Genomic DNA, 23,616 nt, shown 5'->3' on the forward strand with positions numbered 1-23,616 from the left:
GCTGAGGGAGTGGTGCTGCGGTGGACGGAAGCAGCGTGGGACCACCCGACCACGCACCGCGTCACGCGACCTGCACCGGTCGCGTGCGTCGTCGTCAGGCGGCCGCTCGGCCTACCCGGATCACAGGCGTCAGTCCCTCATACGTAGCGCCCACGCCGAACGCGGGGTCGACCGCGACAGTGCCGCAGCCGGCCGGAGCCTGTCAAGCGTGATTACCGGGGACCGGCGTGCTTGACCCTCACACGGTGTCAGGGCCGAAGCTGGGAGGACCATGTTCAGTATCGGAGAGTTCGCCGGCCTGGGCCGGGTGTCGGTGCGCATGCTGCGCCACTACGACGCCATCGGCCTGTTGCGTCCCGCCCACGTCGATCCGCACAGCGGCTACCGCTTCTACACCGCCGCGCAGCTGCGCCTGCTCAACCGGGTGACCGCCCTCAAGGACCTGGGCTTCAGCCTCCAGCAGGTGCAGGCGCTGATCGACGAGAAGGTGGACGCCGCCGAGCTGCGCGGCATGCTGCGCCTGCGTCGGGCCGAACTGGCCGCGCGCATGCGGCAGGACACCGCCCGCCTGGCCCAGGTCGACGCGCGCCTCCGGATGATCGAGAGCGAGGGACACATGGACACCGGAGACGTCGTCCTGAAGAACATCCCGGCGATCCGGGTGGCGCAGCTGTCCGCCACCGCCGCCGGTTACGACCATCCGACGTCGATCACGGAGAATCTCTCTCCGCTCTATCCGCGACTGATGGAGTTGCTGGAGCGGCACGGGGTGCCGGTCACGGCCGCGCCGATCGCCTGGTACGAGCCGGCGCCGTCCGGGCCGGGCGACGAGACGATCCGGGTGCACGCGGCGTTCCCGATCGGGGACGCCGAGGTGGACCCGGCCGACGGCTTCGAGGTGGTCACGCTCCCGCCCGTCGCCGACGCGGCGACCGCGCTGCACCACGGCCCGATGTCGGAGGCGTTCCAGACCGGCCAGAAGATCGCCAACTGGATCGACGACAACGGCCACCGGGCGATCGAACCGGGCTTCGCCCGCGAGGTCTACCTGAACTGCCCGATGGACGCCCCGGAGCGGTGGGTCACCGAGATGCAGGTACCGGTCCGCCTCGCCCCGGCCGGCTGAGGCAGCGCGCCGACCACCACCCGACGGGCGGCACGCCGGGACGCCGCGAGCAGCTGGATCTCGCTGGCGGACACCGCCGGCCCTGGCGAGCCGTCCGTCAGCGGTCCCACGTGGCGACGGTCGCGCCCATCGGAGCCCGGCTCGTCATCGGATCGTCATGCTTAGGGCCCGTCGGTCGGGTATGGGGGGAGACATGCTCTGTGTGAAGGGACTGCCCGCAGGCCGCGCCTCGTGACCGCCGCCACCTGGCCGCTCGTGCCGAGCGTGATCGCGCTGATCGTGGCGCTGGTGGCGATCCTGTTCGCCGGCGGCGCGCTGGCCCGGACGGCGGACGAGCTGGCGGACCGGACCGGCATGGGCGAGGCGGTGGCGGGCGCGCTGTTGCTCGGCGCGGTTACCTCGCTGCCCGGCATCGCCACCACGATCATCGGTTCGGTTCGGCAGGACGCCGAGTTCGCCCTCGCGAACCCGATCGGTGGCATCGCGGTGCAGACGGTGTGGCTGGCCATCGCCGATCTGCTCTACCGCCGCTCCAACATCGAACACGCGGCCGCATCGCTGGAGAACGTCCTGCAGTCGCTCGTCCTGGTGGCGTTGCTCTGCCTGCCCGTGGTGGCGTACGCGACGCCCGACCTCACGGTCCTCTGGGTGCATCCGGCGAGCCTGTTGATCCCCGTCGTCTATCTGTACGGCCTGGTGCTGCTCCGCCGCCTCCGCCGGGAACCGATGTGGTTCGCCCGTCGCACCGCCGACACCCGTCAGGACGTGCCGGCCGCGACACCGTCGGGTGTGAGCCTCCGCCGGTTGTGGTTCCGGCTGGCCGCGCTGGCCGCCGTGGTGGCCGCCACCGGCTACCTGATCGGCCAGGGCGGGCTCGGCGTGGTCGCCGCCTCGGGCCTGCCCAGCGGTTTCGTCGGCTTCACGCTCACCACGGCGATCACCTCCCTACCGGAGCTGATCACCCTCATCGCGGCGATCCGCATCGGGGCGCTGACCCTCGGCATCGGCAACATCCTCGGCGGCAACGCCTTCGACTCCCTGATGATCCTGCTCGCCGACGGCACCTACCGGTCCGGATCGATCTACTCCGAGGCGAACCTGTCGGGACTGCTGTTCACCGGTATGACGACCCTGATGACCGCGACGCTGGCGGCCGGGCTGATCATCCGGGAACGGCGGGGAATCGGTTTCGAGGGCGTCGCCATTCCCTTCATCTACCTGGCCACCGTGGTCCTGCTGTTGATCCGGCCCGGCTGAGGGCGACCGGTGCCGCCCCTGCACCTTGCGGATGGAGACCGCCGCGGTGCTCTCATCGCTGCGGCGTCCCCGAGTCCCGGCAGCGGCATCCGCAGCGTTCAGCCCGGTGCGGAGTTCATCCAGCTCGACAGGTCGTAGGCGAGGGTGCAGTAGTCGTCGCTCCGGTCGGTGACGGGCTCGTACAGCTCGCCGTCGTTGTCCAGTTTCATCGTCAGCTCGGTCTCGAAGCTCGCAGACATGCCACGGACCGTACGCAGCGGCACGTCGAGTCCGTACGAGACGCCGTTGCTGACCAGTCTCACGTAGATGCGGCACATTTCGTCGCCGCCGAGCATGAAGCCGGTGAACAGGAACACGTCGCGCACCGAGGTCAGAAGCGGGCCTCGCTGCATGAGCTGGAACACGGTGAGCAGTTCCTGCTCGGGCGCGACCTCGGCAGACGCGGCGGTGAGCCCTCCACCTGACGGGTCGGGCAGCCGATTGCCGTGGGAGTCGCACGGTGTGGTCGTGTCGCGGGCATACCGATCGAGGGTGTCGCCGGTGACGCACCGCAGGCGCGGAAGCACCACGTCGACTTCGATGGTGTCGTCGTCGCCGCGCAACGCCGCGAGCGGTACGTCGAACGCCACGCCCGATCGCATCGCGGGGTCGGCGGTCAGGGCCACTCGGGAGTGGTCCTCATCGACCCGCACGACACCTCTCAGTCGAGGTGGGACGACGGAGGTGGAACCCGGAGGAGCCGCCACCAGCAGCGGCAGCACCGAGCTGAGCAGCAGGGCGTGCGTGTGGTCCAGATCCTCCAGGTTCCTCACCATGCCGTCCTCAGGGAACTCGGACGCGGTTCACCGCGTTCGGGCACTTGGTCTTGCCCTTACAGTAGCCGGTGATCACTCCGATGTAGGCGCCGTCCGGGCTGACGTAACGGCCGTCCGAGGTGCGGGTGGCCATCTGCACCCCGAAGACGACGGTCTCCCGGATGCCGAGGTTGCTGTCGACCAGCAGGGCGGTGTAATTGCTCTTCGCATCGGGGCCACGGGACTTCAAGGCGGCCTTGAACGGATCGATGGCGAGCAGGTTGTGCCGCACGCTGTAGTGCCGGTAGCCGAGGTTGCCGTCACCCAGGCGCAGGGGAACATAGGTGTTGTTCCAGTCCCGGCCGCCCCACACGACGCTCCACCACTTGCCGTCGTTGCCACCACCCGGGTCCAGGTCCGGCCCGGAACCGGTCAGGTCCTCGCCGGTGAACTCCTCTTCCGACAACACCTCGGAGACAGACCCGTCGACGGTTCGCACCCGGAACCGGTCCGGCAGACCGGAGGCGGGGATCGACGCCGCGCTCTCCCGTGAGACGCCCGTCGCCGCCGCGTACTCCTCGGCGGAGATCCACTGCAACGTCTGCGCCTCGGCAGCAGTCGGCGCAGCCACCGCGTTGACGCCCGTGAGGGCCACCATGGCGAGCGTCACCACGGCCGTCCCGATCGACGTACGTACCCTGCGCCCTTGTCGCACCTTCACATTCACATCCGATCCCCCGTTCCGTCCACAGCCGACTGACGTTCCTCGGTCAGGCTAGGCAGGAATCGCAGTGGTCGTAGACCCGATCGGCATGGCCATATTCACAGAGGAGACATCTCTGGACTACTTTCCGTCACGAGTTCCGCTGTGGTAAGTGCGGCGGATGAGCGGATCCAGAACACTGTGGACTCAGACGTCGGCGGGCGTGGTGGTGGCCCGGGCCGCGGCGACCAGGCGGTCCGTCTCGGCGACCACCGCCTCGTCGTCGGCCGGCGTCCCCGGGTCGTAACGGACCGTCCAGGTCAGCCCGTCGACGCCCGGCACCCTCCTTGCGGCGACCCGGCCGGCGCCGCCGGGCACCGGGTGGTGCGCGGTGTACGCGACCGAGCCGGTGACCCGGGTCCGCACCTGGTGCGGCAGGTCCCCCGGGTCGACCAACAGGTAGGTCTCGGCCGGGAGGTCGGCGACGACCAGGTAGCCGCCGTCGCGCTCGCCGACCGTCTCGGCCGGGGTGACGGTCAGCTCGCGGCCGGACCAGACCACCTTGAGGATGTCGTGCCAGCCGAGCCGCTCCGCGCGGCCGGGCAGCCAGAGCCCGCGATTGCTGGCGACGAGCACCCCGTCGCCCTCGCCGTTGCCGGCGGCGGCCCAGGCCAGCACCCGCTCGTCGGCGGCCAGCGGCGGCCGGTCGGCCGGCGGGAGCTTCGGGCGGCGGTTGAACAGACCCATCACAGTCCTCCGGCGGCCTGCTCGCGCAGCGCCCGCGCGTGCTGTTCGAGCGAGAGCAACTCCCCGAACAGGGCGAAGTATTCGTCCTTGTTGCTGACCGGGTTGATCCGCTGGATCTTCGACTTCAGATCACGGATCCGGCCGGTGACCGAACTCCACTGGAGCCGGGCCATGGTGACCGACACGTACCTCGGGTCGGGCTCGCCGTCGATGCGCAGCGGCTCGACCGCCAGCTCGCCGACGAGCGCCTGGGCGGCCAGGTCGTCGCAGGCGTCGCGGACCTGCTCGATCCAGACCGCCCCGCCGGTGGCGCCGGACGCCCCGCCGGCGGCGGCGACGGCGGCGCGCACCGCCACGTGCACCGGGTGCTGGTAGTCGCCGGCCTCGACGGCGTCGAACATCGGACCGGCCAGCACCGGCTCCTGCAGCGCCAGCTTCAGCGCCTCCCGCTCCACCATGGAGCGAGGGCTGTCCACGCTCGGGACGGCCGGCCCCCGCCGCGTCGGCGCGGACGCGGGTGTGCCGGCGGCGGGCTGCCCGTGCGCGGCGGCCAGCACAGCACGCTGAACCGGCTCGATCTCCATGCCGAGGTCACCGGCGAGCTTGCGGATGTATTCCGGGCGCTTCTCCCGGTCCTTGATCTTCGCGACCAGCGGCGCGGCCCGGCGCATCGCCTCCACCCGGCCGTCGACGGTGTCGAGGTCGAACCGGTTGATGACGTGCCGGAGCGCGAAGTCGACGAGCGGCTCGCGACGCGCCACCAGGTCCCGGACGGCCAGGTCGCCCTTGGCCAGGCGCAGCTCGCACGGGTCCATGTTGTCGGGGCTGACCGCGATGAACGTGCGCCCGACGAAGCGCTGGTCGTCCTCGAAGGCGCGCAGCGCGGCCTTCTGCCCGGCGGCGTCGCCGTCGAACGTGAAGATGATCTCCCCGGCCCGCTCGTCGCTGTCGAAGAGCACCCGGCGCAGCACCGAGATGTGGTCGCCGCCGAAGGCGGTGCCGCAGGTCGCCACCGCGGTCGGCACGTCGGCGAGGTGGCAGGCCATCACGTCGGTGTAGCCCTCGACCACCACCACCTTGCCCTGCTTGGCGATCTCCCGCTTCGCCTGGTCGATGCCGTAGAGCACGTGCGACTTCTTGTAGATCGGCGTCTCGGGGGTGTTGAGGTATTTCGGGCCGTCGTCGTCGTCGAAGAGCTTGCGGGCGCCGAAGCCGATCACGTCGCCGGTGATGTCCCGGATCGGCCACATCAGCCGGCGGCGGAACCGGTCGATCAGCGAGCCGGAGCGGGCCGGGCGGGACAGACCGGCGGTGACCAGCTCGTCGTGGCTGAAGCCCTGCTGGCGCAGGTGCTTGGTGAGCAGATCCCACCCGTCGGGGGCGAAACCGCAGCCGTAGCGCTCGGCGGCGGCCCGGTCGAAGCCGCGCCCGGCGAGGAACTCCCGGGCCGGACGGGCGCCGGCGGTGGTGAGCTGGGCGCGGTAGAACTCGACGGCGGCGGCGTGCGCGGCCACCAGCCGCTGCCGCTGCCCCTGCTGCGGGCGGGGGCGCGGGGCGGACCGGTCGTCCTCGACGTAACGCAGCTGGATGCCGGCCCGGGCGGCGAGCCGCTCGACGGACTCGACGAAGCTCAGGTGCTCGGCGTCCATCAGGAACTTGATCGCGTCGCCGCCGACCCCGCAGCCGAAGCAGTAGAACACGTTGCGGGCGGGCGAGACGTTGAACGAGGGACTCTTCTCGTCGTGGAACGGGCAGAGCCCTTTGAGGTTGCCGCCGCCGGCCGACTTGAGCGTCACCACCTCGGAGATGACGTCCGCGATGGCGGCGCGCTCGCGGACCAGCGCGATGTCCTCGTCCCGGATCCGCCCCGCCATGGCCGCCACCTCCTCGGCGTACATCCTGCCCTGCCGGACCGACGATCCGGTGGCCGGGGGGACGGGCGTGTGGCGGACGCCGCCCGCCCCCGCCGGCTCAGGCCGAGCGGGCCGCGGCGGGGTCGCCGATGCGCGGGAACGGCTCGATGGAGAAGACCACCTCGACCGGCACCTCGAAGTGGGCGGCGATGCGCAGCGCCAGGTGCAGGCTGGGCCGGAACTCGCCGCGCTCCAGGTAACCGACCGTCTGGTAGTGCACACCGAGCGCGTCGGCCAACTGCCGCCGGGAGATGCCCCGCTCGGCGCGCAGCACCGCGATCCGGTTGTGCACGGTCTCGCTCATCGACGCCCTCTCATCCGACCCGCTGCATGGCCCGCTCCCGCCGGGCCGCGACCCGCGAGCCGGACTCCCGGCGGGCCATCCGGCGCAGCACCACCGGGGCCAGCACGAGCCCGAGCAGCGCCCAGGCGCCGAGCACGCCGAGCGTCTCCAGGTGGCGCCAGGAGCCGCCCAGCTCGACCGCCGCCAGGTCGGCCGGGAGCAGCGCCGAGCGCATGCCCAAGCCTAGCCAGTAGAGCGGGAAGACCTGGGCGACGCCCTGGAGCCAGCCGGGCAGGCCGTTGATCGGGTAGAAGATGCCCGACAGGGCGATGAGACCGAAGATCGGCAGGACCACCAGACCCATGTTGCGCGGGTTCTCGATCAGCGAGCCGATCACCGCGCCGAGCGGCAGCGTGGCCACCAGCCCGAGCGGCACCACCCAGGCCAGGGTCAGCCACGCGCCCGGGTCGCCGAGCCGCAGCCCGTCCAGGAAGAACAGTCCGGGTACGAGCTGGATGACGAGGCCGATCAGCGAGATCGCCGAGATCAGCACGAGCTTGCCGACCAGGTAGCCGAGCATCCCGTTCGGGATCGCCTTGGCCCGCAGCAGCGTGCCGTCCTCCCGGTCGACGATGAGCTGCTGGGCCAGCCCGAGCAGGCCGCCGAAGAGCAGGCCCATGCCCAGGGCGCTGGGCAGTGTCCGGGCGCCGAGCGAGAAGTCGGTGCCGGGCACGGTCGAGCCGCGCATGAAGAACATGGCGACCAGCAGGACCGCGGTGGGGAAGAAGTAGTTCCACAGGTCCTGGCCGTTGGTGAACGTGGTGCGCAGCTCGATCAGGCCGCGCCGCAGTCCGGCGCGCAGCGCGGCGGTGGTCGGGTTCATCGGTTCTCCTCCTGCTGCCACACCCGCTCGGCCCGGCCGGTGCGGATCCCGGTCTCCTCCTCGTGCACCAGCGTCAGGTACGCGTCCTCCAGGCTGGCCCGGCGCACCTCCAGCTCCCGCACCCGGTCGCCGTGCTCGCGGAGCAGGTCGCGCAGGAAGGCGGTGGCGTCGGCGGTGGCGTGCACGTAGCGCTCGCCGTCGCGGGTCCAGCGGACCTCGGCGTCCCCGGCGACGCGCCGGGCCAGTTGGTCCGGCGAGCCGTCGGCGATGATCCGGCCACCGGCCAGGATGAGGATCCGGTCGGCCAGCTTCTCCGCCTCGGCCAGATCGTGGGTGGTCAGCACGATGGTGGTCTCGTCCAGGTCGGCGAGGCGGTGCACCAGCTCGTGGAACTCGCGTCGGGCGGCCGGGTCGAAGCCGACCGTCGGCTCGTCCAGGAACAGCAGCTCCGGCCGGCCCACGATGCCGACCGCCACGTCGAGCCGGCGGCGTTGCCCGCCGGAGAGCCGGGCCACCCGGCTGCCGGCGTGCACGGTCAGCCCCACGGTCGCCAGCAGGTCGTCGACCGGCCACGGACGCGGGATCCGGTCGGTGGCGTACGGCGCGTAGAAGTCGCCGAGGTGGGCCAGCAGGTCCCGCACCCGCCACTTGCCGTGGTCACGCCAGGACTGGAGCACCACGCCGAGCCGGGCGCGCCACCGCTCGTCACCGCGGGCCGGGTCGACACCGAGCACCCGGACCGTGCCGGCCGAGGGCAGTCGGAAGCCTTCGAGGATCTCGATGGTGGTGGTCTTGCCGGCGCCGTTCGGCCCGAGCAGGGCGACCACCTCGCCCCGCCGGGCGGTGAGGTCGACGCCGTGCAGCACGTCGACGGCGCCGTAGCGCATGCGCAGGTCGCGGACGTCGAGGACGAGGTGCTCGTCGTGAGGTCGGGGAGCCGCGACAGCCCCCGGGAGTTCGACCGCAGTCATGCCCCGGAATGTAGCACCTCTACTACAGCTTGAGGTACACCCACTCAGCGGCGCGGACGGTGCAACCACCGGGTGACCGGCGGCGGGTCCTCCTCCTCGTACGACCGGGCGGCCCGGACCGCGGCGGCCAGTCCGGAGCGCCGGGGCCGGGCCCCGCCGCGCAGCGCCGGATCAGCGGCCATCTCCCGGACCATGGACACCGCCAGGCCGAGCATCACCACCACGAACGGCAACGCGACCAGGATGGTGGCCTGCTGCAACGCGGCCAGACCGCCGGCCAGCAGCAACGCGGCGGCGACCGCGCCGATGAGGACGCCCCAGAGCACCACCACGGCACGGTGCGGCCGCAGCGCGCCCCGCGAACTCAACGACCCGAGCACCAGGGAGGCGGAGTCGGCGCTGGTGACGAAGTAGAGCGCGATCAGCAGCATGGCGAGCACGCTGGTCAGCGTCGCCAGCGGCAACGCGTCCAGCAGCCCGAACAGCGCCTGCTCGGAGCCGGCGCCCACGTCGGCCACCAGGTCCCGGGTACCGGTCGCCTGGGTCCGCAGCGCGGTCCCGCCCAGCACGGCGAACCACACCGCGCTCGCGCCGCTGGGCACCAGCAGCACCCCGATCAGAAACTGCCGGACCGTACGCCCGCGCGAGATGCGGGCGATGAAGGTGCCGACGAAGGGCGCCCAGGAGATCCACCACGCCCAGTAGAAGATCGTCCACGAGCCCAGCCAGGCCGGGTCGGAGAACGCGCCGGTGCGGGTCGACATCCGCACCAGCCCGCTCAGGTAGTCGCCGACCGCGGCCGGCAGCACCTCCAGGGTGTAGACGGTCGGGCCGACCACGAAGACGAACAGCATCAGCAGGACCGCGATCAGCACGTTGGTCGTGGACAGCCACTTCACCCCACGGTGCAGTCCGGAGAACGCGGAGATCACGAACGCCAGCGTCAGGGCGCCGATGATCACCAACTCGACGGCCCGGCTGTCCGGCACGCCGGCCACCAGGTCCAGACCGGCCGCCACCTGGAGCGCGCCCAGCCCGAGGCTGGTCGCCGAGCCGAACACCGTGGCGAAGACCGCCAGCAGGTCGATCGCCCGGCCGAGCACGCCGTCCGTGCGGGCCCCCAGCAGCGGCGCGAACGCCGACGAGATCCGGTTGCCCCGCCCCTTGCGGAACGTCGAGTACGCCAGCGCGAGCGCCGCGATCGCGTAGATGCCCCACGGGTGCAGCGTCCAGTGGAACAGCGTGTACTGCATGGCCGTGGCCGCGGCGGCGCCGGTCTGCGGCTCGACGCCGGAGGAGGGCGGCGGCGCCGCGTAGTGCTGGATCGGCTCGGCGACGGCGAAGAAGACCAGGCCGATGCCCATGCCGGCGCTGAACATCATGGCGATCCAGGCCAGCCCGGTGAACTCCGGCTCCTCGTCGTCGGCCCCGAGGCGGATCCGGCCGAACCGGGAGGCGGCGACGACCACGGCCAGCACCAGGAACGCGTCGGCGGCGACCACGAAGAACCAGCCGAAGGTGTCGATCGTCCAGTTCAGCCCGGCCTCGCCGAAGCGGGCCAACGAGCCACGGGCGAACACGCCCCAGAGCACCACGGCCAGCACGCCGGCCACCCCGAGCCCGAGCACCACCCGGTCGGCCGGTCGCGTCGCGGGCCGCTCCCCCACCTGTTCCGCCATGGCCCCATCCTCGGCGGACCGGCGCCCCGGCCGGGCCGAAAACCCCAGGTCCGCCGCCGGGGTCAGACGGCGGCGGCCTCCTCGGCCTCGACCTCGGCGTTCCAGGCCGGCTTGGTGGAGCGCCAGCCCTCGTCGTCCATGCCGCGCCGCCAGTAGCCGGAGATGGACAGGTCCCCCCGGGGCACGCCCCGCTCGACCCGCAGCAGCCGGCGCAGTTCCTTGACCGCGCCGGCCTCTCCGTGCACGAACGCGTGCACCCGGCCGGGCGGGAACTCCAGCGCGCGCAGCGCCTCGACCAGCGGCGCGCCGAACGGGCGGCCGGCGCGGTGCAGCCACCGCAGCTCGACCGCCCCGGCGCTGACCAGGGGCAGCTCGTCGGCCGGGCCGTCCACCTCGACGTACACCTTTGCCGGCGCGCCGGCGGGCAGCCGCTCCAGGGCGGCGGCGATCGCCGGGAGCGCGCTCTCGTCGCCGGCCAGCAGGTGCCAGTCGGCCGCCGGGTCCGGCGCGTACGCGCCGCCGGGCCCGGCGAAGAGCACCCGGTCACCGGGGCGCAGCGCGGCCGCCCACGGGCCGGCGAGCCCCTCGTCGCCGTGGTGGACCACGTCCACGGTCAGCTCGCCGGCGGCCGCGTCCCAGGCCCGCACCGTGTACGCGCGCAGCCGCGGCCACTGCTCGACCGGGAACTCGCGCCGGATGGTGGCCATGTCGACCGGGTGCGGGTAGGTCACCCCGGCCGGCGGGAAGACGAACTTCACGTAGTGGTCGGTGTACGCCCCCACCGGCAGGCCGGTCAGCTCGCCCCCGCCCAGCACGAGGCGGATCAGGTGCGGGGTGGGCCGCGAGGTCCGGACGACCGTGGCGGCGGTGAGCGTCTTCGGGCGTTCCGTCATGCCGCTTAGGCTACCCTAACTTCTCGTCCGCGCCCGGGGGCGGTGCGGTCAGCCCGCCGACACCAGCCGGGCGTGCCAGGCCAGCGCGGCCGGATCGGTGAGCGAGGCGACCTGGTCGACCACCACCCGCAGCCGCGCCGCGTCGTCCGGGGCCTCGCGCCAGAGCGGGGCGAAGACCGGGTCGAGCGCGTCCGGAGCCCGGTCGAGCAGCACGGCGACCAGCTCGGCGAGCAGCTCCCGCTGCCGGGTGTAGCGACCCCGGGCGCCGGGACGACGCATCACGTAGCGCAACGCGATGCCCTTGAGCAGCGCACACTGCGCCCGGATGCGGCGCGGCACCACCAGGTCCGCGGCATAGCGGCGGTGCGGGCCGGGACCGTGGCGTTCCTCGGTGGCGGCCACCACGGTCGACACGAAGCGGCCGGTGAGCACGCTGGTGGTGGCCTTCAGCGCCGCGAGGGCCCGGTGACTGCCGTCGTACGCGGCGAGCGGGGCGAGCACCGGATCGGCGAGCAGGCCGCCCAGCACCTCGCCCAGGTCCTCCGGCGCCTCCCCGGAGTACGCGGCCGCCACGTCGGCGCAGAGCGCCCGCCGCTCGTCCGGGTCGGCCAGCAGCGGGCGCAGGTCGACGTACCCGCCGTGGATGCCATCCTCGACGTCGTGCACCGAGTACGCCACGTCGTCGGCCCAGTCCATCACCTGGGCCTCCAGGCAGCGACGGTCGCCGGGCGGGGAGCCCGCGCGCAGCCAGTCGAAGACCGGCCGGTCGTCGGCGTACACGCCGAACTTGCGCTCGCCGGGCCGGCGCGGCCACGGGTACTTACCGACCGCGTCCAGCGCGGCCCGGGTCAGGTTCAGCCCGACCGAGCGCCCGTCCGGGGCGAGCACCTTCGCCTCCAGCCGGGTCAGCACCCGCAGCGTCTGCGCGTTGCCCTCGAAGCCGCCGCAGGCGGCGGCCAGTTCGTCCAGCGCGTACTCGCCGTTGTGCCCGAACGGCGGGTGCCCCAGGTCGTGCGCCAATCCGGCGGTGTCCACCACGTCCGGGTCGCAGCCGAGCCGGGCGCCCATCTCCCGGGCGATCTGCGCGACCTCCAGCGAGTGGGTCAGCCGGGTCCGCAGGAAGTCGTCGGTGCCGGCGGCGTGCACCTGGGTCTTCGCGGCGAGCCGACGGAACGCCGCCGAGTGCAGCACCCGGGCCCGGTCCCGCTCGAACGGCGAACGCCCGTAGCCGGTGTCCTTCGGCGCCTCGACGACCAGCCGCTCCGCGTCGTCAGCCCCGGTCACCGCGTTGACGCAACACGCAGAACTCGTTGCCCTCCGGGTCGGCCAGCACCGTCCACTCCACCTCGCCCTGCCCGATGTCGACGTGCCGCGCGCCCATGTCGACCAGCCGCTCCACCTCGGCCTCCTGGTCGGCCGGGCGCAGGTCGATGTGCAGCCGGTTCTTCCCCGCCCTCGGCCCGGCCACCGGGACGAAGACGATCCCGGGCAGCGAGTCGGGGGTCCGCCGAATCTGCACCTCGTCCGGCTTGTCGACGGTCACCTGGTAGCCGAGCGCCTCCGCCCACCAGCGGGCGAGCCGGGACGGGTCCCGGGCGTCGATGGTCAGGTTCTCCCAGACGGCGGTCATGCGGACACCCCTCCTGATCGACACGTGGCGGAAGCTCAGGTTACGCCGGGGTGGCCGCGATGGCGCGCCAGGCGGGGCCGCCGCAGGTCGGCGACGGCCCCGCCCGGCGGCGTTCAGCGGGAGTCGGAGCCGGTGGTGCTGATGGCCGCGCGACCGGCCTCCAGCCGGGCCACCGGCACCCGGAACGGCGAGCAGGAGACGTAGTCCAGGCCCACCTCGTGGAAGAAGTGCACCGAGTCCGGGTCGCCGCCGTGCTCGCCGCAGACGCCCAGCTTCAGCCCCGGCCGCGCCGCCCGGCCCTCCTCGGCGGCGATCCGGACCAGCCGGCCGACGCCGTCGGCGTCGATCGACTCGAACGGCGAGATGCCGAAGATGCCCAGCTCCAGGTAGCGCCAGAAGAACGCGCCCTCCACGTCGTCGCGGGAGAAGCCCCAACCCATCTGGGTCAGGTCGTTGGTGCCGAAGGAGAAGAACTCGGCCGCCTCGGCGATCTGGCCGGCGGTCAACGCGGCCCGGGGCACCTCGATCATCGTGCCGATCAGCACCTCGACGCCGCTGTCCCCGACCACCTCGGCGATGATCTTCTCGGCCTCGGCGCGTACCGTCTCCAGTTCCTGCACCGCGCCGACCAGCGGCACCATGATCTCCGGGCAGGCCCTGCCGCCGTCCCGGACGACCGCGACGGCGGCCTCGGCGATCGCGCGCACCTGCATGGCGAACAGGCCCGGGATGACCAGGCCGAGCCGCACGCCGCGCAGGCCCAGCATCGGGTTCTCCTCGTGCATCCGCCGAACGGCGGAGAGCAGCGCCTCCTCCTTCGCCACGTCCTCGCCGCGTTCCTGCGCGACCGCGACGTTGACCGCGAGCTGCTCCAGCGGGGGCAGGAACTCGTGCAGCGGCGGGTCGATCAGCCGCACGGTGACGGGCAGGCCGTCCATCTCCCGGAAGATCTCGACGAAGTCGGCCCGCTGCAACGGCAGCAGCGCGGCGAGCGCGTCCTCCCGCTCGCGTTCGCCGGAGGCGAGGATGAGGCGCTCGACCAGCTCCCGACGGTCGCCGAGGAACATGTGCTCGGTGCGGCACAGGCCGATGCCCTCGGCGCCGAAGCGCCGGGCCCGCGCCGCGTCCGCCCCGGTGTCGGCGTTCGTGCGGACCCGCAGCCGCCGCGCCGCGTCGGCGTGCGTCATGATCCGGTGTACGGCCCGGACCAGCGGGTTGTCGATGTGCTCCGGGTCGAGGCTGCCCTCAAAGTACTGGACCACCTCGGACGGCATGACCGGCACCTCGCCGAGGTAGACCTTGCCGGTGGTGCCGTCGATGGAGACGACGTCGCCCTCGCCGACGGTGTGCCCGCCGACGGTGAACGTCTTCGCCGGGACGTTCACCTCGATCTCGTCGGCACCGGAGACGCAGGTCTTGCCCATGCCCCGGGCCACCACCGCGGCGTGGCTGGTCTTGCCGCCGCGCGAGGTGAGGATGCCCTTGGCGGCGATCATGCCGTTGAGGTCGTCCGGGTTGGTCTCCCGGCGGACCAGGATCACCGCCTCCCCCTCGGCGGCCAGCTCGACGGCGCGGGCCGAGGTGAAGACCACCTTGCCGGACGCGGCGCCCGGGGACGCGCCGATGCCCGTGGCCACCGGCTGGAAGTCGTGGTCGAGCTGGAAGCGCGGGAACATCAGCTGGGCGAGCTGGGCGCCGTTGACCCGGTGCAGCGCCTCGTCCAGGTCGATCAGGCCCTCGTCGACGAGCTGGCCGGCGATGACGAACGCGGCGGCGGCGGTGCGCTTGCCGACCCGGGTCTGCAGCATCCAGAGCTTGCCGCGCTCGATGGTGAACTCGATGTCGCAGAGGTCCTTGTAGTGCTCCTCCAGCCGGGCCATGATGCCGAGCAGCTGGTCGTAGGAGGTCTTGTCGAGCCGCTCCAGCTCCTGCAACGGCACGGTGTTGCGGATGCCGGCCACCACGTCCTCGCCCTGGGCGTTGGCCAGGTAGTCGCCGTAGATGCCCTGCGCGCCGCTGCCCGGGTCGCGGGTGAACGCGACGCCGGTGCCGGAGTCGGGCCCGAGGTTGCCGAAGACCATGCTCACCACGTTGACCGCGGTGCCCAGGTCGGCCGGGATGCGCTCCTGGCGGCGGTAGAGGATCGCCCGCTCCGCGTTCCACGAGTCGAAGACCGCGCGGATGGCCAGGTCGAGCTGCTCCCGCGGCTCCTGCGGGAACTCGCGACCGGTGTGCTTGGCGAAGATCTGCTTGTACGCGTCGACCAGCCCGCGCAGGTCGTCGGCGTCCAGGTCGAGGTCGTTCTTGGTCCCCTTGGCGCGCTTGGCCTCGTCGAGCGCGTGCTCGAACTCCTCGCCCGGCACCTCGCAGACGGTCTTGCCGAACATCTGGATCAGCCGGCGGTAGGAGTCCCAGGCGAACCGGTCGTTCCCACCCGCCTGGGCGCTCAGGCCGACCACGCTGCGGTCGTTGAGGCCGACGTTGAGGACGGTCTCCATCATGCCGGGCATGGAGAACTTGGCGCCGGAGCGTACGGAGACCAGCAGCGGGTCGTCCGGGTCGCCCAGGCGGCGGTCCATCGCGCGCTCCAGCGACTCCAGGTGGGCCTCGATCTGACCGGCCAGGCCGTCCGGCTCACGGCCGGTCGTCAGGTACGCCTTGCAGGCCTCGGTGGTGATGGTGAAGCCGGGCGGGACCGGCAGGCCGAGGTTGGTCATCTCGGCCAGGTTGGCGCCCTTGCCACCGAGCAGGTCCTTGAGGTCCTTGTTGCCCTCGGCGAAGTCGTAGACGTACTTGTGCTCGACCGTCTCTTGCGCTGCCACCAGAGCCTCCCACGCGCGCCATTGACACTTAACGAAGGTTCAGTTCGGACATACCCCGGGAGCGACCACCGGTAATCCCGGCTCGTCAGCGATCGGTGGGCGAAGGTTAAGCGAACTTCGCGAGGCCTGGGACCGTTCGGTGACAATCGGCACAACGGTCACCACTGCCCGCGTCCGTACCGGTTTTTGGGAACGCTTCCACGCGCAGGAACACGCAATTCCGATTCCCCTCGTACTCTTGACGGCACTGGATATCGCCGAACCTGACCTTTGCCATATCCCGCGCAAATACACCCTCGGAGCCGTCGCCGTGCCGACCATCCCCGCCGCCCCCGAGAACGGGCCGCAGCCGACCGCACTCCCGCCCGTCGCCCGTCCGCCGGCCGACCACCTCTCCGAGCTGTCGCCGACCGCCGCCGAGCTGGCCCGCGTCGCCGCCGACCGGGCCGCCGGCCTGCTCGCCCCGCCCGCGCCGGTCCGCCTGGACGCGGTGGTGCCCGCCCCCGAGCGGGTGCTCCCCGACCCGGCCGGCGACTTCGCCCTGACCCCGGACGCGGCACTGCGCGTCGACCCCGCCGGCCGCGACGTGGCCGACCAGCTCGCCGGCTGGCTGCGCCCGGCCACCGGCTTCCCGCTGCCGGTGACCGACACGGCCGAGGCGACCGAGGGCCGGTTGACGCTCACCCTGTCCCCGGCCGACGCCGCCCTGGTCGGCGCCGCTCGGGCCGACGACCCGCCGGTCGGGGACCTCGGCCCCGAGGGGTACCGCCTCGACGTCACCGCCACCGGCGTCCGGATCACCGGCGCCGGTCCGGCCGGCCTGTTCCACGGCGCGCAGACGCTGCGGCAGCTCCTGCCCGCGGCGGTGGAGAGCGCCACCCCGGTCACCGAGCGCTGGATGGTGCCCGGCGGCACGATCGTCGACCGGCCGCGCTTCCCCTACCGGGGCGTGATGCTCGACGTCGCCCGGCACTTCTTCGGCGTCCAGGACGTGCTGCGGGTGATCGACCACCTGGCCCGGTACAAGCTCAACCACCTGCACCTGCACCTCACCGACGACCAGGGCTGGCGGATCGCCGTCGACTCGTGGCCCCGGCTCGCCGCGGTCGGTGGCGCCACCGAGGTCGGCGGCGGCCCGGGCGGCTGGTACACCCGGGACGACTACCGGCGGATCGTCGCGTACGCGGCCCGCCGCCACGTGACCGTGGTGCCCGAGATCGACCTGCCGGGCCACACCAACGCGGCGCTGGTCGCGTACCCCGAGCTGGCCCCCGACAAGACCGCGCCGCCGCCGTACACCGGCACCGAGGTCGGGTTCAGCTACGTCGACCCGGCCGACGAGCGGACGTACGCCTTCGTCGCCGACGTGGTCGGCGAGGTGGCCGCGCTGACCCCCGGGCCCTGGTTGCACCTCGGCGGTGACGAGGCGTTCAAGGTGCCCGCGGAGAGCTACCGCGCCTTCGTCGCACGGGCGCAGGAACTGGTCGCGGCCACCGGGAAGACGGTCGTCGGCTGGCACCAGCTCGCCCCGGTGGAGCACGTCGACGGGCGCGTCCTGCAGTGGTGGGGCACGAACGGCGACGACCCGGAGACGGCGGCGGCGGTACGCCGGGGCGCCCGGCTCATCCTGTCCCCCGGCAACCACGCCTACCTGGACATGAAGTACGCCCCGGACACCCCGATCGGGCACGACTGGGCCGGCCTCATCGACGTGCGACGCGCGTACGACTGGGATCCGGGCACCCACGTGCACGGCGTGCCGGCCGAGGCGGTGCTGGGGGTGGAGGCCCCGCTCTGGACCGAGTCGGTCACCACGCTGGCCGAGATCGAGTACATGGCCTTCCCACGTCTGCCCGCCGTCGCCGAGCTGGGCTGGTCTCCGCGCGAGACGCACGACTGGTCCCGGTTCCGCGGTCGGCTCGCCGCCCACGGCCCGCGCTGGGCCACCGCCGGCATCACCTTCCACCGCTCACCCGAGATCCCCTGGCCCCCCACCCAGCCCCGGATCCCCACCCAACCCACCCCCCACACCGCGCCCACCCCCTGACCAAGCCCGACCACATCGCCGCCGGGACGCATGCGGCGATCATGAAGTTGGCGGCGACTCATGTCCGGTTTGTCGCCGTCAACTTCATGATCGACGTGGTGGGGTGCGCCTGCCCGGCAGGAGCCCCGTCCGTCCCGAGCCCGAGGCGGGGGGACAAGGCGGGTGACGGGCGGCGAGGAAGCATTGGCGGCCGTTTCCGCCGATCTTGGAGTTGTGGCACCTGACAAACGGTGCGGATCACCCGAAAACACGAACCACAACTCCAAGATCGACGCGGCGCCGGAGCGGGCGGGGCGCGGGGCGGGCGCCGGGTACACGCACTCTTCCTCCGTCGGATCGGCGATCAAGGAGTTCGTGTCGGGTGCGCGGCCTCAGGCGGACACGAACTCCTTGATCAACGGGGTCGCGAGGGGCGGGGGTCCGGGGGCGGCCCGGGTGGGGGCGGTATCCGGTTTCCGGGTGGTCGGGGTCACCGGTGGGGTGGAATCGGGGGTGGGGGTGCGGCGTTGTACATGGCAGACCGCGCCGCACCCGCCGACCGCCCGCCCCGCGGGCCGGGAATCAGGCCGGGACGCCGGTCGTTACATCCCCGGAGCCGCCGAGCAGGCCGACAGCGCCTGTCGAGTCGGCCCACCGCCGGGCAGCACCCCCGGGAATGACCCCGGGCCCCCGGTCGTTACATCCCCGAGCCGCCGGAGCAGGCCACCCCGCCGCCCGAGCGAGCCACCGGCCCGACGCACGTACCGGGCCACCTGATCTTTCTTCGCGGCACCCCCCTTTCGCCGCGTACCCCCGACAGAGAGGCGACTGATCATGGCTACCACTCTGCTGCGCAAGACCGCCCTGACCGTCGCCGGCATCGCCGCCACCGCCGGTGGCATCGCCGGCCCCGCGATCGCCGCGCAGGCCACCCCGGCCGAGCGCGCCGCGCAGGTGCAGACCGACCGCCACGGTCACGGCGAGCGGGAGCTGGGCGTGCGCTACGAGGCCCAGCCCAACTTCTACTTCTGCGGCCCCGCCGCCGCCCGCAACGCGCTCAGCGTGCAGGGCAAGAACATCGACGTGGATGCGATGGCCAAGGAGATGGGCACCACCGAGAACGGCACCAACTCCATCAATGACATCACCCCGGTGCTGAACAAGGAGACCGGCAAGGACGTTTACAAGTCCACCGAGATCCCCGTGGACAAGGCCGGCGAGAAGACCGACAAGCTGCGCGCCGACATCGTGCGCGCGGTGGACGACGGCCGGGCCGTGGTGGCGAACATCGCCGGCACCGCGACCGACACCGACGGCACCACCCACTCCTTCGAGGGTGGCCACTACATCAGCGTGGTGGGCTACCGCGACGGCGGGAAGGTCGTGACGATCGCCGACTCGGCGAACCCGGACCAGGCCTCCTACCGCATGGACGTGGACGCCCTGGCGCACTGGATCGCCAGCCGCGGCTACAGCTCCTGACCGCATGACGAAGGGCCCGACCCCGTGGGGTCGGGCCCTTCGGCGTGTCCGGGGTCAGCCGCCGGAGTCGTCCAGCTCGGCGCCGTCCGGCGGGGTGTCGTCGTCGCGGCTGGCCAGCCAACCGTCGGGCAGGAACACCTTGCCCGGGGAGTTGGTACGGCCGCGCGGCTGGCCGAGGTTCTCCACCGGGAACGGCACCGCCGGGTCGAGCTTGCCGAGCAGGTCGTCGAGCTGCGCCAGGCTCTCGATCATGGCGAGCGACCGACGCAGCTCGCTGCCGATCGGAAAGCCCTTCAGATACCAGGCCACGTGCTTGCGGAAGTCGGTGCAGCCGTCCCGCTCGCCCCGGGCCGGGTTCCGGGCGCCGGCGACGAACTGGTCCACCAGCAGCTCGGCGTGCCGCCGCATGGTCAGCGCCACCTCGCCCAGCGAGGGCAGCCGCCGCTCGGCGCGGCCGTCGAAGGCGGCCTCCAGGTCGGCGAAGAGCCACGGCCGGCCCAGGCAGCCGCGCCCGACCACCACGCCGTCCACGCCGGTGTGGGCGACCATCCGCAGCGCGTCGTCGGCTTCCCAGATGTCGCCGTTGCCGAGCACCGGCACGTCGAGCGCCTGCTTGAGCGTGCCGATGGCGTCCCAGTCCGCGGTGCCGGAGTAGCGCTGCGCGGCCGTACGCCCGTGCAGGGCGACCGCCGCGACGCCCGCGTCCTGGGCCGCCAGCCCGGCCTCGACGTACGTCAGGTGGTCGTCGTCGATGCCCTTGCGCATCTTGACCGTGACCGGCACCCCGGCGGGCGACGCGGCGTCGACCGCGGCCCTGACCAGCCGGGCGAAGAGCCGGCGCCGCCACGGCAGGGCGGATCCACCGCCCCGGCGGGTGACCTTGGGGACCGGGCAGCCGAAGTTGAGGTCGATGTGGTCGGCCAGGTCGCGCTCGACCACGATCCGCACGGCGGCGGCGGTGATCTCCGGGTCGGTGCCGTAGAGCTGGAGGCTGCGCGGCCGCTCCTCGGCGCCGAACGCGATCATCCGCAGCGTCTTCGGGTTCCGCTCGACCAGCGCCCGGGTGGTGATCATCTCGCAGACGTAGATGCCGCCGCCCTGCTCCCGGCAGAGCCGGCGGAAGCCGACGTTGGTGATGCCGGCCATCGGCGCGAGCACCACCGGTGGCCACACCTCGTGCGGCCCGATCTTCAGCGCATCCACCGGACAAGTGTAAGGAGGGGCCCCTTCTTAACGTCTCCGGTAGAGCAGGGGCCCCTTCTTAACAGGGCCCATATCACAGTCGGCCCGCCAGCAGACGGTCCTCCACAACGACGTCGGCTGTCCACAGGTCGGGCGCACCGGCAGGACACGGATCGGGCGGACCCGCACGCTGCCGGGTATGCCCGACCAGCCACCCGAACTCAGCGACCTGGCGGAACGCCAGCAGCAGATCGTCACGCGGACGCAGCTTCTCGGCGTCGGATTCGACGACATGTACCTGTACCGGCAGACCCGGCGCGGCCTGTGGCAGCGCGTCCTGCCGGCCACGTACGCGCTCGTCACCGGCACCCTCACCGACGAGCAACGACGCATCTCGGCGGCACTCTACGCGGGCGCCGACGCACAGCTCACCAGCCTGGCGGCCCTGATCTGGTACGGCTTCCGGCACAGCCCGCGCACCACTGACGTACACCTGATCCTGCCGCACCACGTGCGGCGCCGCTCGGCCGGTCACGCGGTGATCGCGCGTGCCCTGGAGCTTGATCCACAGGCCCGGCGGACCGCGCTGTATCCGGTCTGCTCGCCGGCGCGCGGTGGTGGACGCGGCCCGCGACCTGCGCCAGCTGCGGCCGGTACGGGCGACCGTGGCCGAAGCCGTCCAGCGCGGCTTCACCGACCTGGCCAGCCTGGACCGGGAGATCCGGCGAGCCAGGCGGAGCCGAACCGCCCTGATCCGAAAGGCGTTCGCAGAGATCACCGACGGGGTCCGCTCGGCGCCGGAGACCGAGCTGCGGGAGTGCCTGAGCAGCAGCGGCGTGCTCACCGAGATCCTGTGGAACCCGCGACTGTCGGCGGCCGACGGGACCCGGCTGCCGACGCCGGACGGCTACCTCGCCGACTGCGCGCTGGCGTTGGAGGTCGACTCGCGGGAGTACCACCTCAGCCCGAACGACTGGACGCGGACGCTGGACCGGCACAACGAGCTGAGCCGGCACGGGGTGCTCATCCTGCACTTCACCCCGGCGCAGATCCGCAGGGAGCCGGGCCGCGTGCGGCGCATGGTGGAGGACGCGTACGCGGCACGGCGCGGGCTGGGGACCGTGACCGGCGTACGGGCGGAGCCGATCTCCCCCGGATGACGGGTGTTAAGAAGGGGCCCCTTCTCTACGCCAGGCGTTAAGAAGGGGCCCTTCCTTACACAGCTCAGCAGCCGGGGAGGCGCTCGATCAGGTAGCGCTCGACCTGGTCCAGCGCGACGCGCTCCTGGGCCATGGTGTCCCGGTTCCGCACCGTGACGGCGTTGTCGTCGAGCGTGTCGAAGTCGACGGTCACGCAGAACGGCGTGCCGATCTCGTCCTGCCGGCGGTAGCGGCGGCCGATCGCCTGCGAGTCGTCGAACTCGACCACCCAGCGCTTGCGCAGGTCGGTGGCGAGCTGCTTGGCCTTGGGCGAGAGCGCCTCGTTGCGCGACAGCGGCAGCACCGCGACCTTGACCGGGGCCAGCCGCGGGTCGAAGCGCATCACGGTGCGCTTGTCCACGCCGCCCTTGGTGTTCGGCGCCTCGTCCTCGTCGTACGCCTCCAGCAGGAACGCCAGCACCGCGCGGGTGAGGCCGGCGGCCGGCTCGATCACGTACGGCATCCAGCGCTCGCCCTTGCCCTGGTCGAAGTACGACAGGTCGACGCCGGAGTGCTTGCTGTGCGTGGACAGGTCGAAGTCGGTGCGGTTGGCGATGCCCTCCAGCTCGGCGAACTCGGTGCCGCCGAACCGGAACTTGTACTCGATGTCGACGGTGCGCTTCGAGTAGTGGGAGAGCTTCTCCTTGGGGTGCTCGTAGAAGCGCAGGTTCTCCTCGGACAGGCCCAGGTCGAGGTACCAGTTCCAGCGCTCGGAGAGCCAGTACTCGTGCCACTGCTCGTCGGTGCCCGGCTCGACGAAGAACTCCATCTCCATCTGCTCGAACTCGCGGGTCCGGAAGATGAAGTTGCCCGGGGTGATCTCGTTGCGGAACGACTTGCCGGTCTGGGCGATGCCGAACGGCGGCTTCTTACGGGCGACCGTCTCCACGTTCTTGTAGTTGACGAAGATGCCCTGGGCGGTCTCCGGGCGCAGGTAGTGCAGGCCCTCGTCGCTCTCCACCGGGCCCAGGTAGGTCTTCATCAGGCCGTTGAACATCTTCGGCTCGGTGAAGGTGCCCTTGTTGCCGCAGTTGGGGCAGTTCAGCTCCGTCAGCGAGGTCAGCGGCTTGCCGTGCTTGGCCTCGTACGCCTCTTCCAGGTGGTCGGCCCGGAACCGCTTGTGGCAGGACTGGCACTCGGTGAGCGGGTCGACGAACTCGGCGATGTGGCCGCTGGCCTCCCAGACCTTGCGGGCCAGGATGACCGCCGAGTCGAGGCCGACGACGTCGTCGCGCTGCTGGACCATGGTCCGCCACCACTGCCGGCGGACGTTCTCCTTCAGCTCGACGCCGAGCGGACCGTAGTCCCAGGCCGACCGGGTGCCCCCGTAGATCTCGCTGGAGGGGAAGACGAAGCCCCGGCGCTTGGCGAGGCTGACGACGGCGTCGATACGGTCGGCTGGCATGTTTCCTCCTACGCCGGCTGGCGGTCGGCGCGGTTGAGATGGATGGAACCGGGCTGTTCGGGACAACGGTACGACCGCGTCGGTCCCGGGCCCAGCAGAATACCGGGGAGCGCCTCAGCTCACCCCGCAGACCTCCATGCCACCGGTCTGCCGGTCGGGCGCCAGAGTGACGGTCTGCGCCTCCCGCCGGCCGCCGGCCAGCGTCACGTCCACCGGCACGGTCAGCGAGGCGGTGTCGACGTCGCCCACCCGGTAGCCGGAGATCTGCGGCTCGGTGGCGACCCGCTGCTCGAACTCCGGCCGGGACTCGCGCCGCCGGGCGTCGTCGCATAGCTGGTCGTACGCCTTGGACCACTCCCGCGCGACCAGCGCCTGGTAGTAGTCGTCGGTGACGGCCCGGCCCTGCTCCCCGACCGCCTGCACGTTGCTCACGGCCAGCCCGACTACGGCCGCGCCGCCTCCGCCGCAGCAGAGCAGCACGGCCAGCGCGCCGACCCCGAGGCCGAGCCAGAGCCGGGACCGCCCGCCCTCGGTGGGCGGGGCGGCGAACGGCGGGGCGACGCCGGGACCGGGCGGCGGCGCGGGCACGCCCGGGTCCGCCGGCGGGGCGCCGGGCGGCAC

General features: G+C 72.3%; 20 protein-coding genes and 1 pseudogene. 6 read left to right on the forward strand and 15 right to left on the reverse strand.

Going from position 1 to position 23,616, the window contains the following annotated elements; genetic code table 11:
* Nucleotides 1-271: 271 nt before the first annotated feature.
* Both O7600_RS11405 and O7600_RS11410 read left to right on the forward strand, forming a co-directional pair.
* Nucleotides 272-1,126: a MerR family transcriptional regulator gene (locus tag O7600_RS11405; RefSeq protein ID WP_281593571.1), complete on the forward strand. Its 855-nt coding sequence runs from the start codon at nt 272-274 to the stop codon at nt 1,124-1,126.
* Between the two features lie 231 nt (nt 1,127-1,357).
* Nucleotides 1,358-2,383 (forward strand): sodium:calcium symporter, encoded by a 1,026-nt coding sequence (locus tag O7600_RS11410; protein ID WP_281593572.1) that lies wholly within the window; start codon nt 1,358-1,360, stop codon nt 2,381-2,383.
* A 98-nt stretch (nt 2,384-2,481) separates the two neighbouring features.
* On the opposite strand, the gene O7600_RS11415 is transcribed toward O7600_RS11410, so the two are convergent.
* The 12 genes from O7600_RS11415 to ppdK form a co-directional block, all read right to left on the reverse strand.
* Nucleotides 2,482-3,075: a hypothetical protein gene (locus O7600_RS11415; protein WP_281593573.1), complete on the reverse strand. Its 594-nt coding sequence runs from the start codon at nt 3,073-3,075 to the stop codon at nt 2,482-2,484.
* 130 nt (nt 3,076-3,205) lie between these two features.
* The gene (locus tag O7600_RS11420; protein ID WP_281593574.1) at nt 3,206-3,835 is read right to left on the reverse strand and encodes a hypothetical protein; all 630 of its coding nucleotides are present in this window, start codon (nt 3,833-3,835) and stop codon (nt 3,206-3,208) included.
* 252 nt (nt 3,836-4,087) lie between these two features.
* The gene (locus O7600_RS11425; RefSeq protein WP_281593575.1) at nt 4,088-4,627 is read right to left on the reverse strand and encodes a hypothetical protein; all 540 of its coding nucleotides are present in this window, start codon (nt 4,625-4,627) and stop codon (nt 4,088-4,090) included.
* Nucleotides 4,627-6,525 (reverse strand): DNA primase, encoded by a 1,899-nt coding sequence (dnaG, locus tag O7600_RS11430; protein ID WP_281593576.1) that lies wholly within the window; start codon nt 6,523-6,525, stop codon nt 4,627-4,629. Before dnaG ends, O7600_RS11425 begins: the two co-directional genes overlap by 1 nt.
* A gap of 73 nt (nt 6,526-6,598) precedes the next feature.
* On the reverse strand, nt 6,599-6,844 hold the full coding sequence (locus tag O7600_RS11435; RefSeq protein ID WP_091572196.1) for a helix-turn-helix transcriptional regulator: 246 nt from the start codon (nt 6,842-6,844) through the stop codon (nt 6,599-6,601).
* Between the two features lie 10 nt (nt 6,845-6,854).
* Nucleotides 6,855-7,706 (reverse strand): ABC transporter permease, encoded by an 852-nt coding sequence (locus tag O7600_RS11440; protein WP_281593577.1) that lies wholly within the window; start codon nt 7,704-7,706, stop codon nt 6,855-6,857.
* A complete protein-coding gene (locus tag O7600_RS11445) occupies nt 7,703-8,677 on the reverse strand; it encodes an ABC transporter ATP-binding protein (RefSeq protein ID WP_281593578.1) in 975 nt (324 codons plus the stop codon). The genes O7600_RS11440 and O7600_RS11445 overlap by 4 nt, the downstream gene beginning before the upstream one ends.
* Nucleotides 8,678-8,721: 44 nt before the next feature.
* A complete protein-coding gene (locus tag O7600_RS11450) occupies nt 8,722-10,356 on the reverse strand; it encodes a BCCT family transporter (protein ID WP_281593579.1) in 1,635 nt (544 codons plus the stop codon).
* Between the two features lie 62 nt (nt 10,357-10,418).
* The gene (locus tag O7600_RS11455; protein ID WP_281593580.1) at nt 10,419-11,249 is read right to left on the reverse strand and encodes a siderophore-interacting protein; all 831 of its coding nucleotides are present in this window, start codon (nt 11,247-11,249) and stop codon (nt 10,419-10,421) included.
* Nucleotides 11,250-11,297: 48 nt separating this feature from the next.
* Nucleotides 11,298-12,533 (reverse strand): deoxyguanosinetriphosphate triphosphohydrolase, encoded by a 1,236-nt coding sequence (locus O7600_RS11460; protein WP_281593581.1) that lies wholly within the window; start codon nt 12,531-12,533, stop codon nt 11,298-11,300.
* The gene (locus O7600_RS11465; RefSeq protein WP_281593582.1) at nt 12,520-12,879 is read right to left on the reverse strand and encodes a VOC family protein; all 360 of its coding nucleotides are present in this window, start codon (nt 12,877-12,879) and stop codon (nt 12,520-12,522) included. The genes O7600_RS11460 and O7600_RS11465 overlap by 14 nt, the downstream gene beginning before the upstream one ends.
* A gap of 113 nt (nt 12,880-12,992) precedes the next feature.
* Nucleotides 12,993-15,701, reverse strand: coding sequence for a pyruvate, phosphate dikinase (ppdK, locus tag O7600_RS11470; protein ID WP_281593583.1), 2,709 nt, complete (start codon nt 15,699-15,701; stop codon nt 12,993-12,995).
* A gap of 310 nt (nt 15,702-16,011) precedes the next feature.
* Between ppdK and O7600_RS11475 the strand changes: the two genes are divergently transcribed.
* Nucleotides 16,012-17,748, forward strand: coding sequence for a beta-N-acetylhexosaminidase (locus O7600_RS11475; RefSeq protein WP_281593584.1), 1,737 nt, complete (start codon nt 16,012-16,014; stop codon nt 17,746-17,748).
* Nucleotides 17,749-18,561: 813 nt separating this feature from the next.
* Entirely contained in the window at nt 18,562-19,209 is a 648-nt protein-coding gene (locus O7600_RS11480) for a C39 family peptidase (RefSeq protein ID WP_091572157.1), read from the forward strand.
* A gap of 54 nt (nt 19,210-19,263) precedes the next feature.
* Here O7600_RS11480 and dusB read toward each other — a convergent pair whose 3' ends face one another.
* Nucleotides 19,264-20,412, reverse strand: coding sequence for a tRNA dihydrouridine synthase DusB (gene dusB, locus O7600_RS11485; RefSeq protein WP_281593585.1), 1,149 nt, complete (start codon nt 20,410-20,412; stop codon nt 19,264-19,266).
* Nucleotides 20,413-20,590: 178 nt separating this feature from the next.
* On the opposite strand from dusB, the pseudogene O7600_RS30120 reads away from it, so the two are divergent.
* Together O7600_RS30120 and O7600_RS11495 are read left to right on the forward strand one after the other, a co-directional pair.
* Nucleotides 20,591-20,689, forward strand: a pseudogene (locus O7600_RS30120) (hypothetical protein); the annotation flags it as partial.
* Between the two features lie 316 nt (nt 20,690-21,005).
* A complete protein-coding gene (locus tag O7600_RS11495; RefSeq protein ID WP_281593587.1) occupies nt 21,006-21,551 on the forward strand; it encodes a hypothetical protein in 546 nt (181 codons plus the stop codon).
* Nucleotides 21,552-21,615: 64 nt separating this feature from the next.
* On the opposite strand, the gene O7600_RS11500 is transcribed toward O7600_RS11495, so the two are convergent.
* Both O7600_RS11500 and O7600_RS11505 read right to left on the reverse strand, forming a co-directional pair.
* On the reverse strand, nt 21,616-22,995 hold the full coding sequence (locus O7600_RS11500) for a glycine--tRNA ligase (protein WP_281593588.1): 1,380 nt from the start codon (nt 22,993-22,995) through the stop codon (nt 21,616-21,618).
* A gap of 114 nt (nt 22,996-23,109) precedes the next feature.
* Nucleotides 23,110-23,583, reverse strand: a complete 474-nt coding sequence (locus O7600_RS11505) for a hypothetical protein (protein WP_091577089.1) — start codon at nt 23,581-23,583, stop codon at nt 23,110-23,112.
* Nucleotides 23,584-23,616 lie beyond the last annotated feature (33 nt).

Source organism: Micromonospora sp. WMMA1998, from assembly GCF_027497375.1.
GTDB lineage: Bacteria > Actinomycetota > Actinomycetes > Mycobacteriales > Micromonosporaceae > Micromonospora > Micromonospora sediminicola.

What these genes read in the sequence shown, in the direction of transcription:
- O7600_RS11405 (WP_281593571.1), top strand. Translation starts at nt 272, where the DNA reads ATGTTCAGTATCGGAGAGTTCGCCGGCCTGGGCCGGGTGTCGGTGCGC.
- O7600_RS11420 (WP_281593574.1), bottom strand. Translation starts at nt 3,835, where the DNA reads ATGGTGGCCCTCACGGGCGTCAACGCGGTGGCTGCGCCGACTGCTGCC.
- O7600_RS11425 (WP_281593575.1), bottom strand. Translation starts at nt 4,627, where the DNA reads ATGGGTCTGTTCAACCGCCGCCCGAAGCTCCCGCCGGCCGACCGGCCG.
- dnaG (WP_281593576.1), bottom strand. Translation starts at nt 6,525, where the DNA reads ATGTACGCCGAGGAGGTGGCGGCCATGGCGGGGCGGATCCGGGACGAG.
- O7600_RS11435 (WP_091572196.1), bottom strand. Translation starts at nt 6,844, where the DNA reads ATGAGCGAGACCGTGCACAACCGGATCGCGGTGCTGCGCGCCGAGCGG.
- O7600_RS11440 (WP_281593577.1), bottom strand. Translation starts at nt 7,706, where the DNA reads ATGAACCCGACCACCGCCGCGCTGCGCGCCGGACTGCGGCGCGGCCTG.
- O7600_RS11445 (WP_281593578.1), bottom strand. Translation starts at nt 8,677, where the DNA reads ATGACTGCGGTCGAACTCCCGGGGGCTGTCGCGGCTCCCCGACCTCAC.
- O7600_RS11450 (WP_281593579.1), bottom strand. Translation starts at nt 10,356, where the DNA reads ATGGCGGAACAGGTGGGGGAGCGGCCCGCGACGCGACCGGCCGACCGG.
- O7600_RS11455 (WP_281593580.1), bottom strand. Translation starts at nt 11,249, where the DNA reads ATGACGGAACGCCCGAAGACGCTCACCGCCGCCACGGTCGTCCGGACC.
- O7600_RS11465 (WP_281593582.1), bottom strand. Translation starts at nt 12,879, where the DNA reads ATGACCGCCGTCTGGGAGAACCTGACCATCGACGCCCGGGACCCGTCC.
- O7600_RS11480 (WP_091572157.1), top strand. Translation starts at nt 18,562, where the DNA reads ATGGCTACCACTCTGCTGCGCAAGACCGCCCTGACCGTCGCCGGCATC.
- O7600_RS11500 (WP_281593588.1), bottom strand. Translation starts at nt 22,995, where the DNA reads ATGCCAGCCGACCGTATCGACGCCGTCGTCAGCCTCGCCAAGCGCCGG.